This is a genomic window from Pseudomonas sp. GW823-FHT03E05 (assembly GCF_058796855.1).
Genome location: NZ_JBXAJB010000001.1, coordinates 432,639 through 454,767, shown reverse-complemented (window position 1 = coordinate 454,767; position 22,129 = coordinate 432,639). Strand labels below are relative to the sequence as shown.

Genomic DNA, 22,129 nt, shown 5'->3' with positions numbered 1-22,129 from the left:
CAACCTCAGTGCCCGGCGGGCCAGGCGATAGGCGCCGGATGGGCCAGCCCGCCCCGGCACTTGAGCACCCGCAACTGCCCGGGACGGCCTTGCACGGCAATTCGCAAGGCCGCCGGCGAGGGGTTGCGCGCCGTCTCCAGGGGGCGGTAGGCAAAGGCCAGGGTCTGGCCGCTTTCCGCCGCCACCTGCAGGCGCCGCAGGGCGCGATCGTCAGCTTGCTGCGGCCAGCACAGCACCGCGCCGCAACTGCCGGAACGCAGGCACTGCTCGGCGGCCCACAGGGCATCACGCTCCCCGGCCTGGATGATCGACAACTGGCGCACATCCACCCCGGCGTTCTGCCAGGCCTGGGGATAGGGCACGAACGGCGGCGCCACCAGCACGATGCGCTCCCCCGCCGCGCTCAGCCGCGCCAGGCTCGGCCACAGCAGTTGCAGCTCGCCCAGACCCTGGGCGGCAATGAGGATTTCGGTCAGTGCCGCTTCCGGCCAGCCGCCCGTAGGCAGCACCGCATCCAGGGCGGCATGGCCGGTGGGCTGCGGGCTGGCAGGCGCGGCGGCCGGGCGGCCTTTCCACACCCGCCCGGCATTGAACAGCGAATCCAGTGCGACCACGGCGCCCATCAGCCTTGCCTCACCAGACCGCAGAACACGCCTTCGATAAACAGTTCGTGGTCGGCCGTGACCTCGATCGGCTGGTAGGCCGGGTTGCGCGGCAACAGGCGAATGCCCTGCCCCTTGCGCTCGAAACGCTTGATGGTCACCTCACCGTCGAGGCGGGCGATCACGGTCTGGCCGTTGCGCGCCTCACTGCTGCGGCGCACTGCCACCAGATCACCGTCGAAGATGCCGTCGTCGATCATCGAATCGCCCTGGACCCGCAGCAGGTAATCCGGAGTGCGGGAGAACATCCCCGGGTCCAGCAGCAACTGGCCGTGTATGTCGGCATCGACGCCAATCGGCGCACCGGCGGCCACCCGCCCCAGCACCGGGATCTCCAGCAGCTCGGGGCGCCGTGGCTGGTTGAGCAGGCGAATGCCCCGGGCCTGATGCGGGTTGACCTCGATGAACCCGGCCTCGGTCAGCGCCAGCACATGCTTGCGCGCCACGCTGCGCGAGGCGAAACCGAACGCCTGGCTGATTTCAGCAAGGCTCGGGGGCTGGCCGTGATCGGCGATGCGCTCGCGGATAAAGGTCAGGATGGCAGTGCGGCGGGGAGATAAAGTCGTCATGGAGTACATTTGTACTCCTCTCGGATTTATCTGACAAGAACCGCCAATCAGTCCAGGCCACGGCTGGCCAGGAAGCCACTGACATAGTCGATGAATGCCTGCACCTTGGCGGTCGCTCGCCGGTGGCTGGGGTAGACCGCGAGGATGTGCGGCCCGAAGCTGTCCGGGTCGATCGCGTAGTCGGCCATCACCCGCACCAGGCGCCCGTCGGCCAGGTACGGTGCGGCGCTCCACAGCGGCGTGTGCAGCAGGCCGCGCCCGGCCAGGGCATTGGCCAGCAGCAGGTCGTAATTGTCACTGCGCAGGCGTGGTGCCTGGGGTTGGGGCAGGCTCAGGCGCTGGCCGTCGCGCTCGACCCACCAGAACTCCCGGCTGAGCAAGGGGTGGCGATACAGCAGCCATTCATGTTCTTCGAGGGTCTGCGGGGTCACCGGCCGGCCCTTGCGCGCCAGGTAGGCCGGGCTGGCGCACAGGGCCAGGCGGTTGCTTCCGACCACCCGGGCAATCAGCCCCGGCAGGTCGTCATGGCCTTCGCGCAGGGCCAGGTCGTAGCCGCTTTCCAGCAGGTTGACGAACTCGTCGCACAGGTCCACTTGCAGATTGATCTGCGGGTACTGCTCAAGAAAACCGCCACACACCTGATCCAGGAATGCCTGGCCGTAGGCCAGCGGCGCGGTGACCTTGAGGTTGCCGCGCAGACCGTGCTGCAGCTGCTCCACCTCCTCGCCCACCTCTTCCAGCCGCTGCAGCACCTGGCGCGCGGTCTCCAGGTAGAGCCGGCCGATTTCGGTGAGCACGATGCGCCGGGTACTGCGCTCGAACAAGCGCGAACCCAGCTCGGCCTCCAGGTGGTTGACCGCCTTGGTCAGGGCCGAGGGGGTCTTGCCCAACTGCTCCGCCGCCCGGCTGAAACTGCCCAGCTGGGCGGTGACCACGAACATCTTCAAGGCATTCAACTTGTCCATGGTTTTTCCACCCAGGCAAAAATGTTTTTCGTGAAGCAGCCGTTCTGCCCGCTGCGGGCAGTCCCTAAGCTGGCGATCAGACGCAATAACAAGGAAATGTTCAATGAAAAGATTGACCCCCACGCTGTTACTGGCCGCCATGAGTTTTGCCTCGTTGGAAGCCATGGCCGCCGCCGACCTGGTGCTGCTCAACGGCCAGGTGTTCACCGCCGACCGCGCCCAGCCCAAGGTCCAGGCCCTGGCGGTGGAGAACGGCAAGGTCCTGCAAGCCGGCAGCGATACGCAGATCAAGGCACTGATCGACAGCCACACCCGGGTCGTCGACCTGGGCGGCAAGACCCTGATGCCGGGCCTGATCGACACCCACTCCCACGCGATCTTCGGTGGCCTGGAAATGACCGGCGCCAACCTGCAGGACGAGGTGGTCAGCCTCGACGAACTGGAAAAACGCCTGCGCGCCTGGCGTGACGACGGCAGCGCCCGGCATGCCGACGTGCTCAGCATCGCCGGCATGAGCTCGGCCTACTGGGCCCAGGCCCAGGCCCTGGGCCAGCGCTTCAACCAGGGTGAATGGGCCAGCGTACCGGTGGTGTTCACCGGCAGCGATCACCATACCGCCTGGGCCAATGACTTCATGCTCCAGCGCGCCGGGATCGACGCCGCCCTGCTCAAGAGCCTGCCCGAGGCCGAACGCGGCACCATCGGCCAACTGCCCGACGGCCGCCCCAACGGTTTCCTGGTGGACGCCGGCTGGGACCGGGTGGCCGCGAAAATGCCGGGGCCGGGGCCCGAGCAGATGCTACGCGCCGCGCAGTCGGCCCTGCACTACAACAACAGCCTGGGGATTACCGCCTGGATGGACCCGGCCGCCAACGCCGCCCCCGGCGAAGCGGTGTTCGCCCTCAAGCCCACCGAGCACACCGTCGGCGTGCTGCCGGCCTACAAGGCCCTGGCCGAGAGCGGCGGGATGACCGCCCACGTCGCCGCCCTGCTGGTGGCCAACCCCCGCAGCCGGCCGGCCGACCTCGACACCCTGGACAAAGTGCGCCAACAGTTCCAGGGCATTCCCAACCTGACCCTGCCGGGCATCAAGATCTTCGCCGACGGGGTGATCGAATACCCGGCGCAGAGCGCGGCGATGCTCGAGCCTTACAGCAACTCGCACAAACCCGGCGAACTGCTGATCGACCCGGCGCATTTTGGCGAACTGGTCAGCGCCATCGACCAGCGCGGCTGGCTGGTGCACATCCACGCCATCGGCGACCGTGCGGTGCGTGAGTCGCTGAACGGCATCGAGCAGGCGCGCAAGGATCGCCAGAGCGGCATCAGCCACTCCATCACCCACCTGCAGATGGTCAACCCCAAGGAGTTCGCCCGCTTCAAGCCGCTCAACGTGATTGCCTCGATGCAACTGCTCTGGGCCTCGGCCGACGACTACACCCTGGACATGATCAAGCCCTACGTCAGCGCCCTGGCGTTCCGCTACCAGTACCCGGCGCACTCGCTGCTCAAGCAGGGCGCGACCCTCGCCGGCGCCAGCGACTGGCCGGTGTCGTCGCCCAACCCGTGGAACGCCATGGCCCAGGCCATCACCCGCCAGGGGCCACTGGGGGTGCTCAACGCCGACGAACGCCTGGACCGCGAAACCCTGTTCTATGCCTACACCCAGAATGCCGCGCGCACCCTGGGCCTGGAACAGCAGATCGGCTCGCTGACGGCCGGCAAGCAGGCCGACTTCATCGTCCTCGACCGCGACGTGTTTACCGTGGACGAAAAGGCCCTGCATGAAACCCAGGTGCTGCAGACCTGGTTCGCCGGCCGCGAGATCTACAGCCGCCCGCTCTGACCCCGCGCCACCGTTGCACCGCCTGCCCCGCGCCCTGGTGACGCCGGGGTACGGCGCCGCCTTGCCCGCTCCCCCATAACAATCACAACAACGGGATACCCATGAAGACCCTCACCCTGCTCACCCTGGGCGCCGTGTGCCTGCTGCCGCAGGCCGGCCACGCCCTGCCCCTGACCGACGACCTGGCCGTGGAACTGGAGCTGACCCTGGCCAGCGACTACCGCACCCGCGGCATCTCCCAGACCCAGAACGACCCCGCGGCCCAGGCGGCCGTGACCCTGCTGCACAGCAGCGGCCTGTACCTGGGCACCTGGAGCTCCAACGTCGATTTCGGCGGTGGCCTGAAGACCCGCCAGGAAGTCGACTACTACGGCGGCTGGCTGTGGCAGGCCAGCGCAGACATCAGCCTGGACCTGGGCTACCTGAAGTACAGCTACCCCCGGGAAGCCCAGTTCAACCAGAGCGAGGTGTACGGCATCCTCAGCGTCTACGGGGTCAAGCTGGGGGCCTATTACTCCGACGATGCCCCCGGCATCGACAGCCAGCAGAGCACCCTGTACCGCTACCTTGGCTACGAGACCCGACTGCCCCTGGAGCTGGGGCTGCAACTGCGCTACGGCCAGATGGACTTCAAGGACCCGCGGCTGATCCGCGCTTCGGGCCAGGGCGAAGACAGCTACCACGAATGGGAAGCCAAACTGACCCGGGAAATGGCCGGTCTGGAACTGGGCCTGAGCTACATCGACACCGACCTGTCCCGCAGCCAGTGCACCAGCAACTACGGCTTCAGCGACCTGTGCGGAGCGACCTGGGTGGCCAGCATCAAGAAGACCTTCTGAGCGACCAGCCGCCCGCCCCCGTAGGAGCCGGCTTGCCGGCGAAGGGGCCCGAACGACTGGCACCCGCCTCAAGGCCGCCTTCGCTGGCAAGCCAGCTCCTACAAAAGCCCGCAGGAACAGGCCGGCAATGCGCCCCACAAACCCCGTAGGAGCCGGCTTGCCGGCGAAGGGGCCCGACAGGCATGCGCCCTGGGATCAGCCGCGCTGCAGGATGCGGTCCATCACCCGGTCGGTCTTCAGGGCTTCGCTGGCCAGGGCCGGGTGCCGGATCTGGCCGCGGATATGGGCATTCATGCCCTGCACGTGATGCCACTGGATGTGCGCGGGGTTGTCGATGAACAGGTTCAGGGTCTCTTCGGCTTCAAGTTGCAGCGGATGCTCGTCGAACACGGAAAAAGTGATGCGCCCCTGGCTGCCGACGATTTCCACCCGGTCTACCCGGCGGTCGGCGACGAAGTTCCAGGCGCCGCTGCCCAGCGCCCCACAGGCGAAGCGCCAACTGGCGCTGACCGCATCCTCGGCGGCATACAGCCCGGCCTGGCGGGTGCTGAAGCCGGCCACCTCGACGATATCGCCCAGCAGGTACTGGAACAGGTCCAGACCATGGCTGGCCAAATCGGCGAAATAGCCGCCGCCGGCCACTTGCGGGTCGGTACGCCAGTTGGCCGCGCCGCTGCGGTCGACCTCGGAGGCAGCCTTGCTCAGGCTCCAGTGCAGGTGCCGGACCTCCCCGATGCGCCCATCCGCCAGCCATTGCCGCACCTGCGCAAAGCGCGGCAAGGAACGCCGGTAATAGGAGACGAACAGATGCAGCCCGGCCTGCTCGAAGGCCTGCTGCATGGCCAGGCTTTGCCCGGCATGCAGGGCCATGGGTTTTTCCACGCAGCAATGCTTGCCGGCGGCGGCCACTTGCAGGCTGTAGGCGTAATGGCTGTCGGGGGGCGTGGCGATGTACACCGCGTCCACCTCGGGGTCGTCGATCAGGGCCTGGGCATCGGTGTACCAGCGGGCAATGCCATGGCGCTGCGCATAGTCGCGCACCGCCTCGGGGCGGCGGCCCATCACCGCCACCAGCGCCGACCCCGGAACCTTGTAGAAGGCCGGGCCACTCTTGCGCTCGGTGACACTGCCGCAACCGATCATGCCCCAGCGCACGGTCTTCAGCGGCTCGGCCCCGGTGTTCATTTCGACGCTTGCAGCGCGCGCAGGTCGAGCTGGCCCTTGTGCAGCGGCGGGCACCAGTAGTAGCCCCCGGTGATCGGCCGGCTCATGCGGTACAGGCCGTCGGTGATGCCGTCTTCCAGGCCGCTCATGCGCCGCAGTTGGGCTTCGAAGGCGTTCAGGGTGTGGCCGAAGGCAAGGAACATCAGGCCACCCTTGTCACCTTCGATCCACGGCATCGAGCGGCGCACGAGAAAGGCTTCCGGGGCGAAGCTTTCCTGGGCGGTGCGCTTGACGTGGGCCGAGACCGGCGCGTCGTCCAGTTCTTCGTTGTCGCTCAGGCGCCGGCCCATGATGTGGTCGCGCTCTTGCTGCTGCATCGCGGCAAACCCCTGGAAGTCGTGCTGCCACTGCTGGATCGCGGCAAAGCTGCCACCGCGCAGGCCGTCTTCGCCCTCGGCCAGTGCCGCGGCCACGGCGGCTTCGTCCTGAGGGTTTTCGGTGCCGTCTTCATAACCGGTGAGGTCGTGGCCGGTCTTGTGGCGGAAGGTCTCGTTCATGCCGACCAGGCGCAAGGCCGGGGCCAGGGCGGCCGCCAGCTCGTTGCTGCGGTGCAGCAGCTCGCCGCGATCATCACCGTGCAGCCAGACCCACAGCGCGTGCTGGGTCGAAGGGTTGTCCACGCCCACGCCGGTCAGCGCCGGGAACGCCTTGAGCCCTTGCACTCGCGCGCCCAGGGCCTTGACCAGCGACGCGCCAAAACCTGCCACCGCCGTTGCGCCATCCACCCGTGCCAGCAACTGGTCGAGGGCCTGGGGCAACGCCTCGATGGACTCAAGGGCAAAGAACAGGTGGCGGGCCTGGGACGGAACGGGTGCAGCGAGGATGCCGGGCTGGTAGTAACTCATGGGAACTCCTGAATAAAGGCGCAGGAGTTTACCGCCATGGGCTGCCGGCGTCAGCGTCGAAACGGGCAAGGCTTGTCGCCGCTTGCGCGGCGACGTTGCAAGGCCGTGGTGAAAAGGCCGGGCCGGGGTTGTGTAGCCGCTGCCGCAGGCTGAGAACGGCATGGGCGGCATTGCGACGCAGCAGACGCGGGGATCTTGAGGCCGCTCAAGGTTCGACGGGAGATCGCCAAGCAAGGCCCTGCGGGCCTTCGCGCAGCCTCGCGGGCTCGGCAGCGGCTACAGGGCGGCCTTCAATGCAGCGCCGCCTCTTCGCGAAAGGCGCTGGGGCTCAGGCCGGTCCAGCGCTTGAAGGCCCGGCGGAAGCTGCGCACGTCGCTGTAGCCGACCTCTTCGGTGATGCGTTCGATGGACAGCTCCGGGTTGCCCAAGAGGTTCAGGGTTCGCGCCTGGCGCACCCGCTCCAGCAGCGCCTCGAAGGTCAGGCCGTGTTCGGTCAGGCGCCGGCGCAGGGTGCGCCCGCTCATGTTCAAATCCCCCGCCACCTGCTCGATGTGGCTGCCGGCCCGCAGGTCCCGGCTCAGGGCGCGCTCCACCGCCTGGATCAGGTCCATCTTCTGGTGCACCTGGGCGCTTTCCAGTTCCAGCAGCTTGAGCGCCTGGCGCAGCGCCACCGGATGATGGTTGGGCAGCGGCGCCTGCAACCAGCGGGCCTCGATCACCATGCGCGCCTGCAGGCAGCCGAACTGCACGTGGGGGCCCAGCAACCGGGTATAGAGCTCGGCATAGGCCGGCGCGGCGTGCATGAACTCCACCCGCAGGGCCTGGAAATCCGCGCTGACCAGGGCCCGGCCATAGATCAGCAGGCTGGCGAAGAATTCTTCCGCGGCAAAGATCTGCACCTCGCCATAGGGCAGGCGGCATTGCAGTTCGACAAAGAACTCCTCGCCCTGACGCCCGACATCGGCGGTGACGATGGTGCCGGAGGTGTGCTGATGGCGGATGCCCAGCTCGAAGGCGTCGCCCAGGGTCCGGCACAACGACAACGCATGCCCCAGCAGGCCCAGGGTGCCCAGCACATTGCGGCTGCCGACCCAGAGCCCCAGGCCCTGCTGCGGCAGCGCCGCCAGGGCACGTTCGATCATCGCCACCGCCTGGCGGTAGGAGATGCGCAGGGTCGGGTCCTGCAGGTCGTCCAGGGTAAAGCCCAGGCCGCGACACAGGCGCTCGGCGCTGACGCCCTTGGCTTCGGCGACATCCGCCAGGGTCTGCAGCAGGAAGGGTGAAACCAGGGCCAGCTGGTCGTGGGCATCGGCGGCTTTGATCTGCATGGGAGTGGGCTTCCGGGCCGCTTGAGCGGCTGTTTTTATTGTCGGTCAGGCACCGGTGCCAAGGCTTCACCGGCGGTTCAAGCATATCCCGTTGCCTGGGGTTTTACGGGGGAATGTAACAAAACATTGCAAAGTGTCCGACAAAGTCCCCCTCCCTGTCCGCCAATACCCTGCCCCGCGCCCGGCCCAGGGCTTATTTCTATGGGGCGGGCGGCGTGCCTGCCGCCGCGCCCCCACTAACAATAAGAATGAGCCCTACCATGCACCCGACCCGCCTCACTCGCTCCCTGCACCTGGGCGTGGCCCTGGCCGCCTGCGCCAGCCTGAATGCCCAGGCCACCGAATCCGGGGTCGACAATATCGGCCCCGGCACCGACGGCTTCTACGTGCTGCCCCTGAGCCCCGACCAGCTCCCGGAGCACATGTTCGCCTTCAACCTCTACTACAACCATTACCAGGCCAGGAAGCTCGACATCAGCTCCTTTGGCGGCAAGGTCCAGGAGGTCAGGATCACCTCCGACGCGATCATCCCGCGCCTGGACTACCTGAGCCCGCTGCGGGTCCTGGGCGGGCGCCTGGGGGGCTACGTGGCCCAGCCCTACCTGCGCCAGCAGGTGTCGCTGTACGGCCAGAGCGACCGCCGCGAAAGCATGGGCGATACCACCTTCGCGCCGATCATCCTGTGGGACATGGGCCCCGACCTGACCCTGGGCGCGGCCTTGGAAGTGACCCTGCCCACCGGGCAGTACGATGCCGACCGGCTGGCCAACACCAGCAACAACTTCACCACCTACAAGCCGCTGTTCTCCATGACCTGGCTGCCCAGCGAGCGCACCGAGCTGTCGTTCAAGAGCACCTACAGCTTCAACCAGGAAAACCACGCCACCCACTACCGTTCCGGGCAGATCTTCCACTTCGACTATTCGGCCAGCTACCGCCTGACCGACGACCTGAGCCTGGGGCTCAACGGCTACTACCTGAAGCAGACCACCGACGACAAACAGCACGGCAAGACCGTGACCTTCATGGGCGAGGACGTGAGCGACGGGGTACGCGGGCAAGTGCTCGCCATCGGCCCGGCGCTGCACCTGCGCTTTCTCAAGTACGCCAGCGCCGAGATCCGCTGGGCCAAGGAGTTCGATGTGGAAAACCGCCCCGAGGGCGACATGCTCTGGGCCAAGCTGACCATTCCCTTTGCCCTGTGAAACCCGCGGCAGCCTGAAGCCGCTGCGGGCTCGGCGGGAGATCGCCAGGCAAGGCCCTGCGGGCCTTTGCGCAGCCTCGCCGGGGCTCGGCAGCGGCTACAGGCGGTTGCCGGGACGCGTTTCGTGTAGCCGCTGCCGCAGGCTGCGAACGGCCCGTAGGGACGCGGCGTTCTTAAGGCCGACAGCGCTCCGACGGAGGATCGCCAGGCAAGGGCTATACGTGGGATCAGTACACCGGCCAGCGTTCGACGATGCGCCCGCCGCGCAGGGCCAGCAGGTCGCCAAACTGCAGCAGTACCGCTTCGCTCTGCTGCGGGCGCAGGAAGACCTGGTCGTCCACCTGCAAGCCCACGGCGCGGGAGCCGTTGACCATCTCCTGGTTGGAGCTGCGACCGAACAGCTCGTTGCTCTGCAGACCCGCCGGCGATTCGAAATCCGCCAGCCAGTGGCCGCCATAGATGAAGAAGGTCTGGCGCTGGTTGCGGTCCCACCAGGAGAACAGCCGCGACTTGTCGTCCAGGGCCGGGATCCGCACCGGCCCGGTACTCTTGAGCACCGGGGTGGCGATAAAGGCGGCCGGCACGTGCTGCTCCAGGGACGCCAGGTCGTAGTGGCTGGGCTTGAGCAGTGCGGTGCCCACCGACACTTCGCTGCTCAGGGATTCCTGCTCGTGGCGACGGTAGCTGGGGCTGCCGGCGGTATTGAGGGTCAGGCCGGCGTGCCACAGCGCCGGGTACTGCTGGCGGGTGAAGTCGACAAAACCGTTGTAGAGCGCCATGACCTGGTCGAACAGGCTTTGCGGCGAGCCCAGAATCCCCGGCACGCCCATGTCGACAAAGGGGTCGTAGCCCATGAACCCGGCAAACTCCAGGTGCCGGGGGTGGGCGCTGATCAGCGCCAGCATCTGCCCGAGCACGGCATGGTCCGCCACGCCGCCACGGTGCAGCCCCACATCCAGTTCGATGTTGATGCGCATCCGCGTGCCCAGGCCCTGGGCCAGCGCCAGGTACTGCTGCAGGCGTTCGGGGGTATCGAGCAGCCATTGCAGTTGCCGGCGCGGGTCGAACGGCCCCTTGAGCTGCTGGTAGAACAGCTCGACGGCGCGGATCGGCAGGGGCTTGCCCAAGAGGATATCGGCGTCGGCAAATACCTCGGCGTCGTGGTTGAGAAACGGCTGGTGGAAGGACATCAGGCGCCGGGTACCGGCGCGCTGGGCGATGTAGGCCAGCAGCCCGGGCGACGGCAGGGATTTTTCCACCAGGCGCAGGTGCTTGCCGCCGCGCTGCACCGACTGCATGACCACATCGATGTTGTGGTCCAGGCGATCCAGGTCGATCAGCATCACCGGTTGCATCGGCCCGTGGGCCTTGAGCTCGCGATTGAGCTCGGCGAAGTACGGGCTGTAGGGCAGGCCCCGGTCGCCGGGCCGCAGCCAGGCGCCGACACCGGCCAGCAAGACTCCGGCCCCCAGGGTGCCGGCCATGAAATGACGACGGTTCATTGTGCGCATCTCCTGTTCACGCCACACCCAGCACCGAGGCCAAGTGGGCGTTGATGAATTTGCCTTGCGGGTCCAGTGCCTGGCGCACCCTGGCGAAGGCTGCCCATTGCGGGTACAGCCCCTGCAGGGTGCGGGCGTTGAGGCTGTGGTGCTTGCCCCAGTGCGGGCGCCCCTGGTACTTCCAGAAGATCGGCTCCACGGCGGCGAAGAAGTTGTGGTGGTCCATGCTGTAGTGCTGGTGCACCGAGATCGAACAGCTGTCGCGACCTTCGAACATGCTCAGGGGAATGTCGTCGGCCTTGACGTAGCGGTACTCGATGGGAAACCAGGTGCGCAGGTCCTTGTCGCGGATCAGCGCGAGGATTTCCCGCAGGCACGCCGGCCCCAGGTGCGCCGGCACCGAGTACTCCATTTCGTTGAAGCGCACGCTGCGCACGTTGGCGTAGATCTGGTAGGAATCCCCCACCCGCTCATCGAAGCGCGCCAGCCAGCGCAGGCTGTTGAGCAGGTGGCGGCGGGTCTCGGGGAAGTCGCTGACGTACTTGTCGAGGTTTTCGATCAGGTTGACGAACTCGTTGCCGCCCTCCTCGGCCGGATCGGTGGGCGGGGTCGGCGGCTCCGTGGTTTCGTTCAGGGCCACCGCCAGGGCGTAGTCGGAGTGGGTGACCACGAGCATTTCCCAGTGCTGGTTGTCGCGGGTCAGGTTGTCCATGTCCTCCAGCAGTTCCTCGGTCTTGCCGATCCACTGTTTTTCCCGCAGGCGATAAGCCTCGCGGTTCTGCAGGCGCACCCGGGTCGCCACCCCCAGCGCGCCGAGGGACACCCGGGCGGCGTGGAACACCTCGGCGTTGCGCCGGGGGTCGCAGTCCAGCACTTCGCCGCTGGCGGTCACCAGTTGCAGCCCGCAGACCCGGGACGAATAGGAACCGAAGCCGACCCCGGTGCCGTGGGTGGAAGTGGCAATCGCCCCGGCCAGGGTCTGGTAGTCGATATCCGCCATGTTCCACAGCGCCTGCCCCACCTCCTTGAGCGCCGGGCCCATCAGCGACATGGGCGTGCCGGCGGCGAATTCGGCTTGCAGGGTCTTGGGGTCGTGGTCCAGCAGGCCGTTGAAATAGGCCAGGGACAGCAAGGTGCCGTCGGTGGGCACCAGGGCGCTGAAGGAGTGCCCGGCACCCACCGGGCGGATCTTGCCCGGGGCCTGGCGGACCACCTGGCGCAGTTCATCCAGGTCCTTGGGCGCCAGCCGCGCCTGGGGCAGGCAGCTTTGCGCGCCGGACCAGTTGCGCCAGGGAATCAGCCGCGGGGCGCGGGCCAGTTCGGCCAGCAGCGGGTTGCTGCACAGCGCGCTGAACGCGCCGAGGGCGCCGGCCCCTTGCAGCAGCCGGCGTCGGGAAAGGTGCATGACCATGAAGGGGGAACCTGTGCTTTTTATTGGAATGAATGGCCGGACATGAAGCTGATCAGGGCCAGGAACTGCTCTTCGCTGCACTGCATGCACTGGCCCATGGGCGGCATGCCCTGGTAGCCGTTGATGCTGTGGTCCAGCAGGGTGTCGGCGCCCTGGGCCAGGCGCGGCGCCCAGGCCTTGGCATCGCCGGCCAGGGGCGCGCCGGAGGCCGGGTTGGCATGGCACAGCTGGCAGCTGCTGGCGTAGACCTGGGCCAGGGCCGGGTCGGCCGGGCTCTGGCGGGCGGCGTCGAGGCGCACGGCAGCAGGCGGTTCAGCCTCGCCGCAGGCGCTCAGCAGCAGCCCCAGGGCTAGGCCCAGGGCGCTACGAATCGGTAGCCAGGAGTGGCGCCGCAACGGGCGCAAACAGGCGGGGGTGACAGTGGGCATCGGCGGTCCTCAGTGCGGCCAGGGCAAGGGGCCCGCCCCGGCGACAGCGGCGGACCACACCCGGCCACACTAAGACACCCGCGCCCCGGGGTTGAGGGCATTGGCGGCCAGCCAAGGGGACAGGCTCGGCCAGCCAGGGCGCGCACGGTCAGCCAGAGGCTGCCTGCATGGCAACGGGCCCATGCCTGCCCCGCGCCTTACTTGATCCGGTAGTGGAAGGTGTTGCGCACCGCCGGCACCGTTACCGCCTGGCCGTCGATCAGCCGCGGCTGATAACGGAAGGTCGCCACCGCTGCCAGGGACGGGCGCATGAACAGGGGGTGGCAACCGTCGATGACCTTGGGGTTCTCCACCCGCCCCTGGGGGTTGACGCTGTATTCCACGGTGCAGTCGCCTTCCAGGTTCTTGTCCAGGGCCCGTTGCGGGTAGTCCGGGGCCTCCTTGCTCAGGGGCTGGTACTGGCGACTGTCGGCCGCCGCCTGGGCCGCCTGCTGGCGCGTGCGCTCGGCAGCCAGCCGCGACTGTTCGGCACGCTGGGCCTGCGCTTGTTCCTGGGCCACACGTTGCTCGGTATCGCGCTGGCGCTGCTCGGCCTCCAGGCGCTCGCGCTGCTGCTCCTGCACCTGCTCACGTTTCTTGTCTTCCACACGCTTGCGCGCCAGGGCCGCCTGCTCCAGCTTCTGCGCCTGTACCTGGGGGTCAACCCGGGGCCTGGCCGGCTCCGGCGCAGCCGCGGGCGGCGGCGTTGACGGTGGCGCCACCTCGGCCACCGCCGGCAGCGGTTCCGCGGGGGCGGCAGGCGGCGCCAGCATCACCAGTTGGGTGGTCAGTACCGGCGGCGTCTCGACCTGCGGCTTGTCCACCGACCAGCCCAGCACCAGCGCCACCAGCACTCCGGCGTGCAGGGCCAGGGCCAGGCTGGCCGCCAGGCTGTTGCGCCAGAAGCCGGACGCCTCGGGCCGCAGGGGCATCGCGGTGGGGTTGTGCATGATCATCGCCGTCATTGCGGGGCCTCGGTCACCAGCCCCAGGTTGTGTACCCCACCCCGCTGCAACGCGGCCATGGCCGCCACCACGCTGGAATAGGCGGCGTCCTGGTCGGCGCGGATATACACCTGGGTGTCGCCGCGCCGGGCAATCACCTGGGCCACCTTGGCGCGCATCTGCTCAAGGTCCACAGCGCTGTCGGTCTGGTTCCGGGTGTCCAGTTCACCGCCCAGGTTCCAGTAGTAGCCGCCACCGGCCTGCACCGACAGGGTGAGGATCTGCTGGCGGCTGTCGGTGGCCAGGGCTTCGCTGGCGACCTTGGGCAATTCGATTTTCACCCCCTGGGTGAGCATCGGCGCGGTGACCATGAAGATCACCAGTAGCACCAGCATCACGTCGATGTAGGGCACCACGTTCATTTCCGCCTTGGGTCCGTGCTTGCGTTGCGGCCGGGTCAACATCGGCTTGCTCCTTCTCTCAGGCGGCCACGGCCAGGTGGCTCGGGGTACCCTGCAAGGTGCGATGCAGGCGTACTTGCAGTTCATTGCCAAACGCGTAGTAGCGGGTCAGCAGGGTCTGGCTGCGGGCCGAAAAGCGGTTGTAGGCAATCACCGCGGGAATGGCCGCGAACAGGCCGATGGCGGTGGCAATCAGCGCCTCGGCAATGCCCGGGGCCACGGTGGAAAGGGTCGCCTGCTGCACCTGGGACAGGCCGAGGAAGGAATTCATGATCCCCCACACGGTGCCGAACAGGCCGATATAGGGGCTTACCGAACCCACAGTGGCGAGAAACTGCAGGCCCTTTTCCAGGCGGGTTTCCTGCTCGCTGATGGCCACGTACAAGGCCCGTTCCACACCCTCCAGCACCCCTTCTCCGGCACCGCCGGGCTGGCCGCGCAGGTGGCTGAACTCCTGGTAGCCGGCGGCAAAGATCGGCTCCACGCCGCCTTCGGCGTCGCTGCCCTTGGCCACTTCGCGGTACAGCGGCAACAGCTCGGGGGCGGCGCGAAAACGCTGGATGAAAGCCTGGAAGCGCTGCTCACGACCGCGCAGCACGGCGCCACGCTGGATGATCAGGTACCAGCTGAGCAAGGACGCCAGGAGCAAGGTCAGCATCACCGCCTTGACCAACAGGCTGGCATCGCTGATCAGCCCCCAGATGCTCATGTGTTCGAGTGTGGCCTGCATGGTGGAACTCCTTCTCGGGTGCCCGCCTGGGCTGGCGGGGCTATTCGATGACATTCAAATGACAAGGTGATGACCGCCGGCTCAGGGCAGCTTCAGGGCCTGGGTGACCTCGGCCCAGGGCACGAACTTGAAGTTCTGGGTCTGCTCGGGCATGCGCTTGCGCCCGTCCTGGACCACCAGCAGGCCCTGGCTCCAGGGCCCGCCGAGGTTGGCCGAGGTGACTTCCAGGCCGTCGGTTTCCGAGGCGCCGTCGATCCCCGCCCGGGCGTTGAGGCTGACCCGGAAGGCGCCATGGGAAGCAAACGGCGGTTCGGCATCCAGCACCAGGTAGCTGTCGTTGCCCTGGCTGGAAATCACCAGGTAGTCGCGGGCGTTGCTCTGGTACAGGGCCAGGCCCTCGACATCGGCCTGCAACAGGCCGCCGACCTTGATCACGCTGTGCAGGGTCGCCGGCTGCTCGGGCCGGGCATCCACCGCCCACACGCCGACGTCCTCTTCACCGAGGAACAGGCGCTGGCGCTGGTCATCGGCGACGCAGCCCTCGGGCTGGCTGGCCACCTTGAACCGGCGCACCAGCTCGCCCTGGGCGGTACCGCCGGGGGCGCTCAGGCGGTACTGGACGAAGGTGCCGTCCTTGTCGTTGGCAATGGCGTAGATCTCGCCACTGGCCGGCTGGAACAGGCAGATGCCGTAGATTTCCTTGAGCGGCGTGGGCACCTCCCCGGCCTCGCTCAGCTCGCCGCTAGCGCGGTCGATGGCGAACAGGCTGAGGCTGTTGCGGTCGCGGTTACTGGCCACGGCCAGGTCCACACGGCGCTCGCCGAGCTGGAAGTTGGGCCGCACGTCGACGTTGTTCAGGCGCCCCACTGCCAGCTCCTGCAACAGCTTGCCCTGCAGGTCGTAGGCCAGCAGGCCCTGCTTCTTGTTGGTGCCCAGCACCCGGCTCAGGGAGGGCTGCTGCGGGTGGACCCAGATCGCCGGGTCATCGGCGGCATCGCCCTGGCGCCCCACCGGCTCGCTCTGTGCCGCCGCCTGTACGGTGGGCAATACCGGCGGCAGGGCCACCGGGGTGGCCTGCCAGTTCAACTGGCCCTGGTACAGGCGCCCGTCCTCGTCATCGCGCAGCAAGACCTGCTGGCCTTTGTCGCTGGCGCGCAGGGCGATGTTTTCCGGTTCCTTGAGGCCGGCCAGGGGCAACGTGGCCTGGGCCACCCAGCCTTTTTCCTGCTGCTGGTAGAGGTGCAGTTGCGCGGCCTTCGGGTCCAGGCCCAGCACCCCGCCCGGCACCAGGGCCATGGCCCCGGCGCTTTTCCTGATGTCGCCAAAGGGCGCGCGCAGGGCCACCGGCTGGCGCGCGGTGTCGGCTTCGGCATGGGCCGGGTAGGCCCACCAGCCGACATTCTGTTCATTGACCAGCAGTTGCTGGGCGGCGTCGTCCACCTGGCAGAACTTGGCCTCCGGCGGCAGGGGCAGGCCACGTACCCGCTGCGGCTCGGCGCTCAGTTGCGCGCCGTGGCCCACCAGCCACTGCTCGCCCTTGCCCTCCTCGCCCACCAGGAACAGGAACAGGTTGCTGGCCTCGTCGCGGTACAGGCACAGGCCGTTGACCGGGTAGTCCCGAGTGGGCAGGTACAGCGGCTGGCCCCAGGTGCGGCTGGCCGGGTCGAGGCTCACCAGCAGTGCCTGCTGGCGCTGGTTGTCGAGGCTGGCCACCAGCAGTTGGCCACCGGCGGCGCGGCTGTCCAGGCCGTTGAACGAGCCCTTGAAGCGGGCCAGCTGGCGGCCCTGTTCATCCACCAGCAACAGGCCCTCGCGTTCGCTGGCCAGCAGCCGGTCGGCGCCTGTGCCGGCGGGCACGAAACCCAGGCCGGTAACGCCCGGGGTCTGCTCGGCCCAGGGCTTGAGGTTCAGGCCGGGCACGCTGGGGGCAGCCAGGGCGGCGCCACAGGTCATGCCAATGCACAGGGCCAGCAGGCGGTTTCTTGCGGTCGATACAGTGCTCATCACAATCCTTGGGTGTGCGGTCGGGCAAGGGCCCGCTACTTAGAAATGGGTGAAGGTCAGGCCGAGCTTGTAGGTCGGGCCGTATTCCTCGTACTGGGCGTTGTAGGAGCGGTTGCCGGTGTAGACGAAGTACGGCTGGTCGGTGAGGTTCTGCGCCTCGAAGCTCAGTTGCAGGTTCTTGGTCAGGGAGTACTTGGCGCTGAAATCGACGAAGGTCTGGGCATCCACATGCAGGTCGTGGGCCTTGTCGCTGATGGAGGCCAGCTCATAGAGGTAGGCCGATTTGTAGTTGGCCGACAGGCGCAGGCTGAGCTTGTCGTCTTCCCAACCGAGCATCAGGTTGCCCACGGTGTCCGACTGGTTGGGCAGGTCGATGTCGCGCTTGCGGTTGACCCCGGCCTTCTGGTCGAAGCCCTCGATGCTCGCGCTGGAGCGGCTGAAGGTGCTGTTGGCGCCCAGCAGCAGGCCGTTCCACGGCGCCGGCAGCCAGTCGAATTTCTGCGAATAGGCCAGTTCCAGGCCGTACAGCTTGGCGCTGTCGCCGTTGGCGAAGGTGTGCGCCTCGGAGAACCCGCTCCAGGCGCCGGTGCCGGCCAGGTCGGTGTTGTAGACGAAGTTCTGGATGTCCTTGTAGAACACGAAGGCCGAGACGCTGCCGGCGCGGCCCATGTAGTGCTCGATGCCCAGGTCCAGGTTGCTCGACTCCAGGGGCTTGAGGTCGGGGTTGCCGAAGGTCGCCTCGTCGCCGTCGATGACAAAGCCCGGGGCCAGTTGGCCGAAGGTCGGGCGCACCACGCTCTTGGTCCAGGCCGCGCGGACCTGGGTGTTCTTGTCCAGCTGGTAGCGCGCATGCAGCCCCGGCAGCCAGTGCTGGTAGCGGCGTTGGGTGTCGGTGGCGGTGAAGGCGCCGTCGGTGACCCCGGTGCCCTTGGCCTCGAACTCGGTACCCTCGTAGCGCAGGCCGGCGATGAAGCGCCAGTCGTCGATGTCCAGGGTGTTCATGAAGTAGCCGGCGTTGATGTCTTCGCGGATCTTGAAGTCGTTGACCCGGGATTCTTCCTCGTCGTAGAAGGCCGCCTGATTCAGGCCGCCGATCAGTTGCTTGATGGCGCCGCCACTGATGCCCGGGCCGAAGCGGCCAAGGGAATAGTCCACATTGCCCTTCTGGAACTGCCCGAGGTTGAGCTGCTGGTCGGTAAAGCCCAGGGTGTCGAAGTCCTTGTAGACCCAGGCTTCCAGGTCGTTGTCCTTGTTGCGTCGGCTGACTTTGCCGCCGAACTTGAACTGCGCGGCGTAGCCACTCAAGTCATAGTCCCGGGCCAGGTCCAGGCGCAGGTTCTTCTCGGTGTCGGTGGTGTTCTGCTTTTCCCAGTCGACCTTGTCCAGGGTGAAGTTGGCCGGGTCATAGAAACCGGCGCCGATCACCGGGCGCGGCTTGCCGTTGTCGTAGAAGCCGCTGTCGGAAAAATCGCTGTTGCCCTTGAAGGTGGCCCCGGCGATATGCGCCGGGCTGTCTTCGCTGGAACGGCTGTAGCCGGTCTGGCCGCTGAGGGTCCACAGGCCGAGCTGGCGCTCGCCGCCGAACACGTAGGACTGGATCTCCTGGGTTTCCTCGCGCTGCTTGAGCTTGCGCGAGGCTTCGGCGTCGCCGCGCTCACCGGCGGCCAGGGGGTCGGCGAACTCGATGCTGGTGGAGTTGCGGGTCTCGCTGTCCTTGTAGCGGCTGTACAGGGTGCGCAGGTAGTAGCTGCTGCTGTCGTCGGGCTTGTAGTCGAAGTTCAGGCCGCCACCGGCGCGCTCGCGGCTGATGGCGTAGTCGCGCTGCTCGAATTCCTGCAGCTTGGCGCCTTGTTCGAAGTCCCAGGCGCCGCCGGTCTCGACGTTGTCGGAGCCGAAATCGCGCTTCTGCCAGCTCAGGGCCGCGGCCACGCCGAAGTTGTCGACGCCGTCGCCGAGGCTGAAGCGGTTGCTCGCCGCGCCGGAGAATTTCGGGCTGGCCTGTCGCGTGTTCTGGTCGTAGCTGGCCTCGCTGCTGCCGGTGTAGAACAGGCCCTTGTGGTCGAAGGCCGAGAGGCTTTTCACATCCACGGTGCCGCCCAGGGAGTTGGCGTCCATGTCCGGGGTCAGGGTCTTGATCACTGACAGCGACTGCACAAGCTCCGAGGGCAGTACATCCAGGGCCACGGCCCGGCGGGCGCTTTCCGGCGAGGGCACCAGGGTGCCGTTGATGGTCACGCTGTTGAGGTCCGGGCCCAGGCCGCGGACGCTGACAAAGCGCCCTTCGCCCTGGTCGCGCTCGATGCTGATGCCCGGCAGGCGCTGCGCCGCCTCGGCGACGTTCTGGTCCGGCAATTGGGCCACGCCGTCGGCGTGCACCACGCTCTCGATGCTGTCCGAGCGCCGCTGCTCCTTGAGCGCCTGGTCGATGCTGGCGGCCTGGCCCACCACTTCCACATGCTCGGTGGCCGCAGGTTCCGCGGCGCTCAAGCGTTCACTGGCGATGGCCATGGCCAGCGCGGTCAAGGTAAAGCTGACAAGCCCGGGACTGCTGCGCTTGTACATGATGGTCCTCCCCCAAGAGTCCGCTAACGCCGGGCAAGAGGCCCGGCAACTGGGAGGGCACGCTAGGGTCGGCGAATGACGGTTCTGTGACAGGCCTGGGCGGCAACGGGCCAAAACGCCCCATTGCCCGGCTTTCGCCCCGGCAAATGAGCTGAATTGACCCCTGTGGAAACGGGCTTGCCCGCGAAAGCCATTCCCCGCCAGGCGCAGGTCTTGCCGGCCCCTTCGCCGGCAAGCCGGCTCCTGCAGATCCGTTGTGCGTCCGCCGCCCCGTAGGAGCGGGCTTGCCCGCGAAAGCCATCCCCCCTCGGGCGCAGGTCTTGCCGGCCCCTTCGCCGGCAAGCCGGCTCCTGCGGGCCGAAAAAAAACGCGTTCGCCGTGAGCTGATTCGACCTCACGCCGGGTTTCCCCGGCGTCACCCCACTGTCACAAACATCTGCTGTGCTGGCGCCCTCTCACTCCTGGCAAAAAGGAACGCGGCCATGTTCTCCGTGCTCAAACCCCACCGCTGGAAACTCGCCGCGCTGTTGCTGGCGGCCAATGCCGGGCTGCTGCTGCACCTGGCCTGCGGCAGCCTGAAATCGGTCAGCGAGTGGCAGTGGCTGGACATCATCGGCGAAGGCGGCTCGGCGCTCCTGGCCCTGGTCTGGCTCGGGCTGGTGCTCAAGAGCCGCCCCGCCGGGCGGGTCACCAACTACCTGGCCCTGGGCCTGAGCTGCATTTTCTTTTCCTGGTGGATCGACAGCCTCGACGAGTTCATCCGCCTGCCCGACAGCATCACCTGGGACCACTGGCTGGAGTCCGGGCCGATGCCCATCGGCATGATCCTGCTGACCATCGGCATCTACCACTGGCACCGCGAACAGCTGGCCATCAGCGCGCAGATGGAAAAGAAGGAGCGACTGTTTCGCGAGCATCGCCAGTTCGACAAGCTCACCCCCCTGGCCGGCGCCGACTACCTCAAGCGCGAGCTGGCCAGCAGCCTGCAAGACAGCCGCCGCCAGCAGCAGCCGCTGTCGCTGCTGGCCCTGGACCTGGACCACTTCGCGGCGATCAACCAGGACTACGGCCATGCCGAAGGCGATGCGGTGCTGCAGGCCCTGAGCCATGTGCTGCTGCTCAACCTGCGGCGCCAGGACCTGCTGTGCCGGCTGGCCGGCGACCGCTTCGTGGTGCTGCTGCCCAACACCGGGGAAAGCCAGGCACGGCTGCTGGCCCTGGAGCTGCAACAGGCGGTACAGGGCCTGGCACACAAGACCCGGCAACACGGCGAGCGCCTGCACCTGGCGGCCAGCACTGCGGTGGTGATGGCCCTGGAGGAAACCCCGGAGGGGCTGCTCAAGCGCCTCAACCTGGCCCTGGCCCGGGCCAAGCAGCCCCTGGCAAAAACCGCCTGAGGCGCCGTCATGACCGTGAAGACCAGTTGGTACGAAGCCGATACGCGGTTTATCCCCGGGCACTATCAACCGGCGGCGCTGATCGACCTGGCGCTGTCCCGGGACATCGACAGCCACCGCCTGCTGCGCGGCACCGGGCTGTTCCACGAGGACATCCTGGCCGGCCAGACCCGCCTCAGCCCGCAGCAGTTCCTGGCGCTGATCGGCAACGGCCGGCGCCTGCTGGATGCCGACGACAGCAGTTTCCTGTTTGGCCAGCGCCTGCTGCCCGGGCACTACGGCGCCGCCAGCCATGCCCTGCGCCATGCGCAGAACCTGCACCAGGCCCTGGACGCCCTGGTGCAGCAGCAGGCGCTGCTCAGCCCCCTGGCCAGCCCGCGCCTGGTGCTGGACGAGCACCACGCCTACTGCTACTGGCTGGACAGCTGCGGCGCCGGCGAGCACTGGCGGTTCCTCCTGGAAGCCAGCATGACTTCACTGGTGGCCATGAGTCAGTGGCTGGCCGGCCAGCGCCTGCCCTGGGAATGCAGCTTCAGCCACAGCGAGCCGCGCTACGTCGAGCAGTACTGGGTGCACCTGGGGGAACAGACCCAGTTCCAGCGGCCCCTGGACCTGATGCGCATCCCCCGGCAATACCTGACCCGGCCCTGGCCCGGGGCCTCGGCCACCGCCGGCCAGGTGGCGCGCCTGGAGGCCGGCGAGCACCTGCGCCAACTGGGATTTGCCAGCAGTTTCCTCGACACCCTGTACCGCTACCTGAAAACCCAGGTACGCCACACCCCGAGCCTGGAGCAGGCGGCCCAGGATTTCGCCATGAGCCCGGCCACCCTCAAGCGCAAGCTGAGCAAGCACCACAGCGGCTACCAGCAACAGGTGGACCGGGTGCACAAGCACGTGGCGCTGTACCTGTACCAGATCAAGGGCTGGAGCAACGAGGCGGTGGCCGAGTACCTGAACTTCAATGACCCGGCCAACTTCCGCCGGTCATTCAAGCGCTGGACCGGCAGCACCCCGAGCTTGATCCGGCAGTTGCTGGGCAGCGGCTGAAACGTTTAATCTCGAACCACCACCGCTGACGCGCCGCGGGCCCGCACAGGGGCACCGCGGGCCGTCGCGTTCGGGCGCCCGGTGGAAAAACCGCTAAAGCGCCGGGCCATTAAGGCGTATAA

Annotated in this window: 19 protein-coding genes; 5 read left to right on the top strand and 14 right to left on the bottom strand. The window is 67.5% G+C overall.

Going from position 1 to position 22,129, the window contains the following annotated elements:
• Positions 1 to 5: 5 nt before the first annotated feature.
• From imuA to AC1RCO_RS02195, 3 genes are read right to left on the bottom strand one after another with little or no spacing between them, the layout of a single operon-like run.
• A complete protein-coding gene (gene imuA / locus AC1RCO_RS02205) occupies positions 6 to 623 on the bottom strand; it encodes a translesion DNA synthesis-associated protein ImuA (protein WP_011061974.1) in 618 nt (205 codons plus the stop codon).
• Positions 623 to 1,240 carry a transcriptional repressor LexA gene (gene lexA / locus AC1RCO_RS02200; RefSeq protein WP_015636117.1) on the bottom strand — a complete coding sequence of 206 codons (618 nt, stop codon included), beginning with the start codon at positions 1,238 to 1,240 and terminating at the stop codon, positions 623 to 625. Before lexA ends, imuA begins: the two co-directional genes overlap by 1 nt.
• Positions 1,241 to 1,278: 38 nt before the next feature.
• Positions 1,279 to 2,196, bottom strand: coding sequence for a LysR family transcriptional regulator (locus AC1RCO_RS02195; protein ID WP_011061976.1), 918 nt, complete (start codon positions 2,194 to 2,196; stop codon positions 1,279 to 1,281).
• Positions 2,197 to 2,299: 103 nt separating this feature from the next.
• On the opposite strand from AC1RCO_RS02195, the gene AC1RCO_RS02190 reads away from it, so the two are divergent.
• Together AC1RCO_RS02190 and AC1RCO_RS02185 are read left to right on the top strand one after the other, a co-directional pair.
• The gene (locus AC1RCO_RS02190) at positions 2,300 to 4,042 is read left to right on the top strand and encodes an amidohydrolase (RefSeq protein ID WP_492617323.1); all 1,743 of its coding nucleotides are present in this window, start codon (positions 2,300 to 2,302) and stop codon (positions 4,040 to 4,042) included.
• Positions 4,043 to 4,143: 101 nt separating this feature from the next.
• Positions 4,144 to 4,881, top strand: a complete 738-nt coding sequence (locus AC1RCO_RS02185) for a TorF family putative porin (protein ID WP_019093757.1) — start codon at positions 4,144 to 4,146, stop codon at positions 4,879 to 4,881.
• A gap of 195 nt (positions 4,882 to 5,076) precedes the next feature.
• Here the strand turns inward: AC1RCO_RS02185 and AC1RCO_RS02180 are convergent, their stop codons facing one another.
• The 3 genes from AC1RCO_RS02180 to AC1RCO_RS02170 form a co-directional block, all read right to left on the bottom strand.
• Positions 5,077 to 6,045 (bottom strand): Gfo/Idh/MocA family protein, encoded by a 969-nt coding sequence (locus AC1RCO_RS02180; protein WP_492617602.1) that lies wholly within the window; start codon positions 6,043 to 6,045, stop codon positions 5,077 to 5,079.
• Positions 6,046 to 6,062: 17 nt separating this feature from the next.
• Complete coding sequence (locus AC1RCO_RS02175; protein WP_492617322.1) at positions 6,063 to 6,950, bottom strand: Dyp-type peroxidase; 888 nt, start codon at positions 6,948 to 6,950, stop codon at positions 6,063 to 6,065.
• Positions 6,951 to 7,240: 290 nt separating this feature from the next.
• Complete coding sequence (locus tag AC1RCO_RS02170) at positions 7,241 to 8,278, bottom strand: AraC family transcriptional regulator (protein ID WP_492617321.1); 1,038 nt, start codon at positions 8,276 to 8,278, stop codon at positions 7,241 to 7,243.
• A gap of 260 nt (positions 8,279 to 8,538) precedes the next feature.
• Here AC1RCO_RS02170 and AC1RCO_RS02165 point away from each other — a divergent pair, with 260 nt between their 5' ends.
• A complete protein-coding gene (locus tag AC1RCO_RS02165) occupies positions 8,539 to 9,483 on the top strand; it encodes a SphA family protein (RefSeq protein WP_492617320.1) in 945 nt (314 codons plus the stop codon).
• A gap of 226 nt (positions 9,484 to 9,709) precedes the next feature.
• On the opposite strand, the gene AC1RCO_RS02160 is transcribed toward AC1RCO_RS02165, so the two are convergent.
• The 8 genes from AC1RCO_RS02160 to AC1RCO_RS02125 all read right to left on the bottom strand — a co-directional run bounded on the left by AC1RCO_RS02160 (position 9,710) and on the right by AC1RCO_RS02125 (position 19,563).
• The gene (locus tag AC1RCO_RS02160) at positions 9,710 to 10,915 is read right to left on the bottom strand and encodes a DSD1 family PLP-dependent enzyme (protein WP_161467416.1); all 1,206 of its coding nucleotides are present in this window, start codon (positions 10,913 to 10,915) and stop codon (positions 9,710 to 9,712) included.
• An 85-nt stretch (positions 10,916 to 11,000) separates the two neighbouring features.
• Complete coding sequence (locus AC1RCO_RS02155) at positions 11,001 to 12,329, bottom strand: D-arabinono-1,4-lactone oxidase (RefSeq protein ID WP_170866355.1); 1,329 nt, start codon at positions 12,327 to 12,329, stop codon at positions 11,001 to 11,003.
• An 86-nt stretch (positions 12,330 to 12,415) separates the two neighbouring features.
• Positions 12,416 to 12,823 carry a c-type cytochrome gene (locus AC1RCO_RS02150; RefSeq protein WP_019093750.1) on the bottom strand — a complete coding sequence of 136 codons (408 nt, stop codon included), beginning with the start codon at positions 12,821 to 12,823 and terminating at the stop codon, positions 12,416 to 12,418.
• Positions 12,824 to 13,020: 197 nt separating this feature from the next.
• Positions 13,021 to 13,827 (bottom strand): energy transducer TonB, encoded by an 807-nt coding sequence (locus AC1RCO_RS02145; RefSeq protein WP_492617319.1) that lies wholly within the window; start codon positions 13,825 to 13,827, stop codon positions 13,021 to 13,023.
• Positions 13,824 to 14,270, bottom strand: coding sequence for a protein TolR (gene tolR, locus AC1RCO_RS02140; protein WP_492617318.1), 447 nt, complete (start codon positions 14,268 to 14,270; stop codon positions 13,824 to 13,826). The genes AC1RCO_RS02145 and tolR overlap by 4 nt, the downstream gene beginning before the upstream one ends.
• A 16-nt stretch (positions 14,271 to 14,286) precedes the next feature.
• Positions 14,287 to 14,997, bottom strand: a complete 711-nt coding sequence (gene tolQ / locus AC1RCO_RS02135; RefSeq protein ID WP_011061988.1) for a protein TolQ — start codon at positions 14,995 to 14,997, stop codon at positions 14,287 to 14,289.
• A gap of 81 nt (positions 14,998 to 15,078) precedes the next feature.
• Positions 15,079 to 17,001, bottom strand: coding sequence for a phytase (locus AC1RCO_RS02130; protein ID WP_492617317.1), 1,923 nt, complete (start codon positions 16,999 to 17,001; stop codon positions 15,079 to 15,081).
• Between the two features lie 39 nt (positions 17,002 to 17,040).
• Positions 17,041 to 19,563 (bottom strand): TonB-dependent receptor, encoded by a 2,523-nt coding sequence (locus AC1RCO_RS02125; RefSeq protein ID WP_401260326.1) that lies wholly within the window; start codon positions 19,561 to 19,563, stop codon positions 17,041 to 17,043.
• Positions 19,564 to 20,045: 482 nt separating this feature from the next.
• On the opposite strand from AC1RCO_RS02125, the gene AC1RCO_RS02120 reads away from it, so the two are divergent.
• Positions 20,046 to 20,960, top strand: coding sequence for a GGDEF domain-containing protein (locus AC1RCO_RS02120; protein ID WP_011061991.1), 915 nt, complete (start codon positions 20,046 to 20,048; stop codon positions 20,958 to 20,960).
• A 9-nt stretch (positions 20,961 to 20,969) separates the two neighbouring features.
• Positions 20,970 to 22,007, top strand: coding sequence for an AraC family transcriptional regulator (locus tag AC1RCO_RS02115; RefSeq protein ID WP_011061992.1), 1,038 nt, complete (start codon positions 20,970 to 20,972; stop codon positions 22,005 to 22,007).
• Positions 22,008 to 22,129 lie beyond the last annotated feature (122 nt).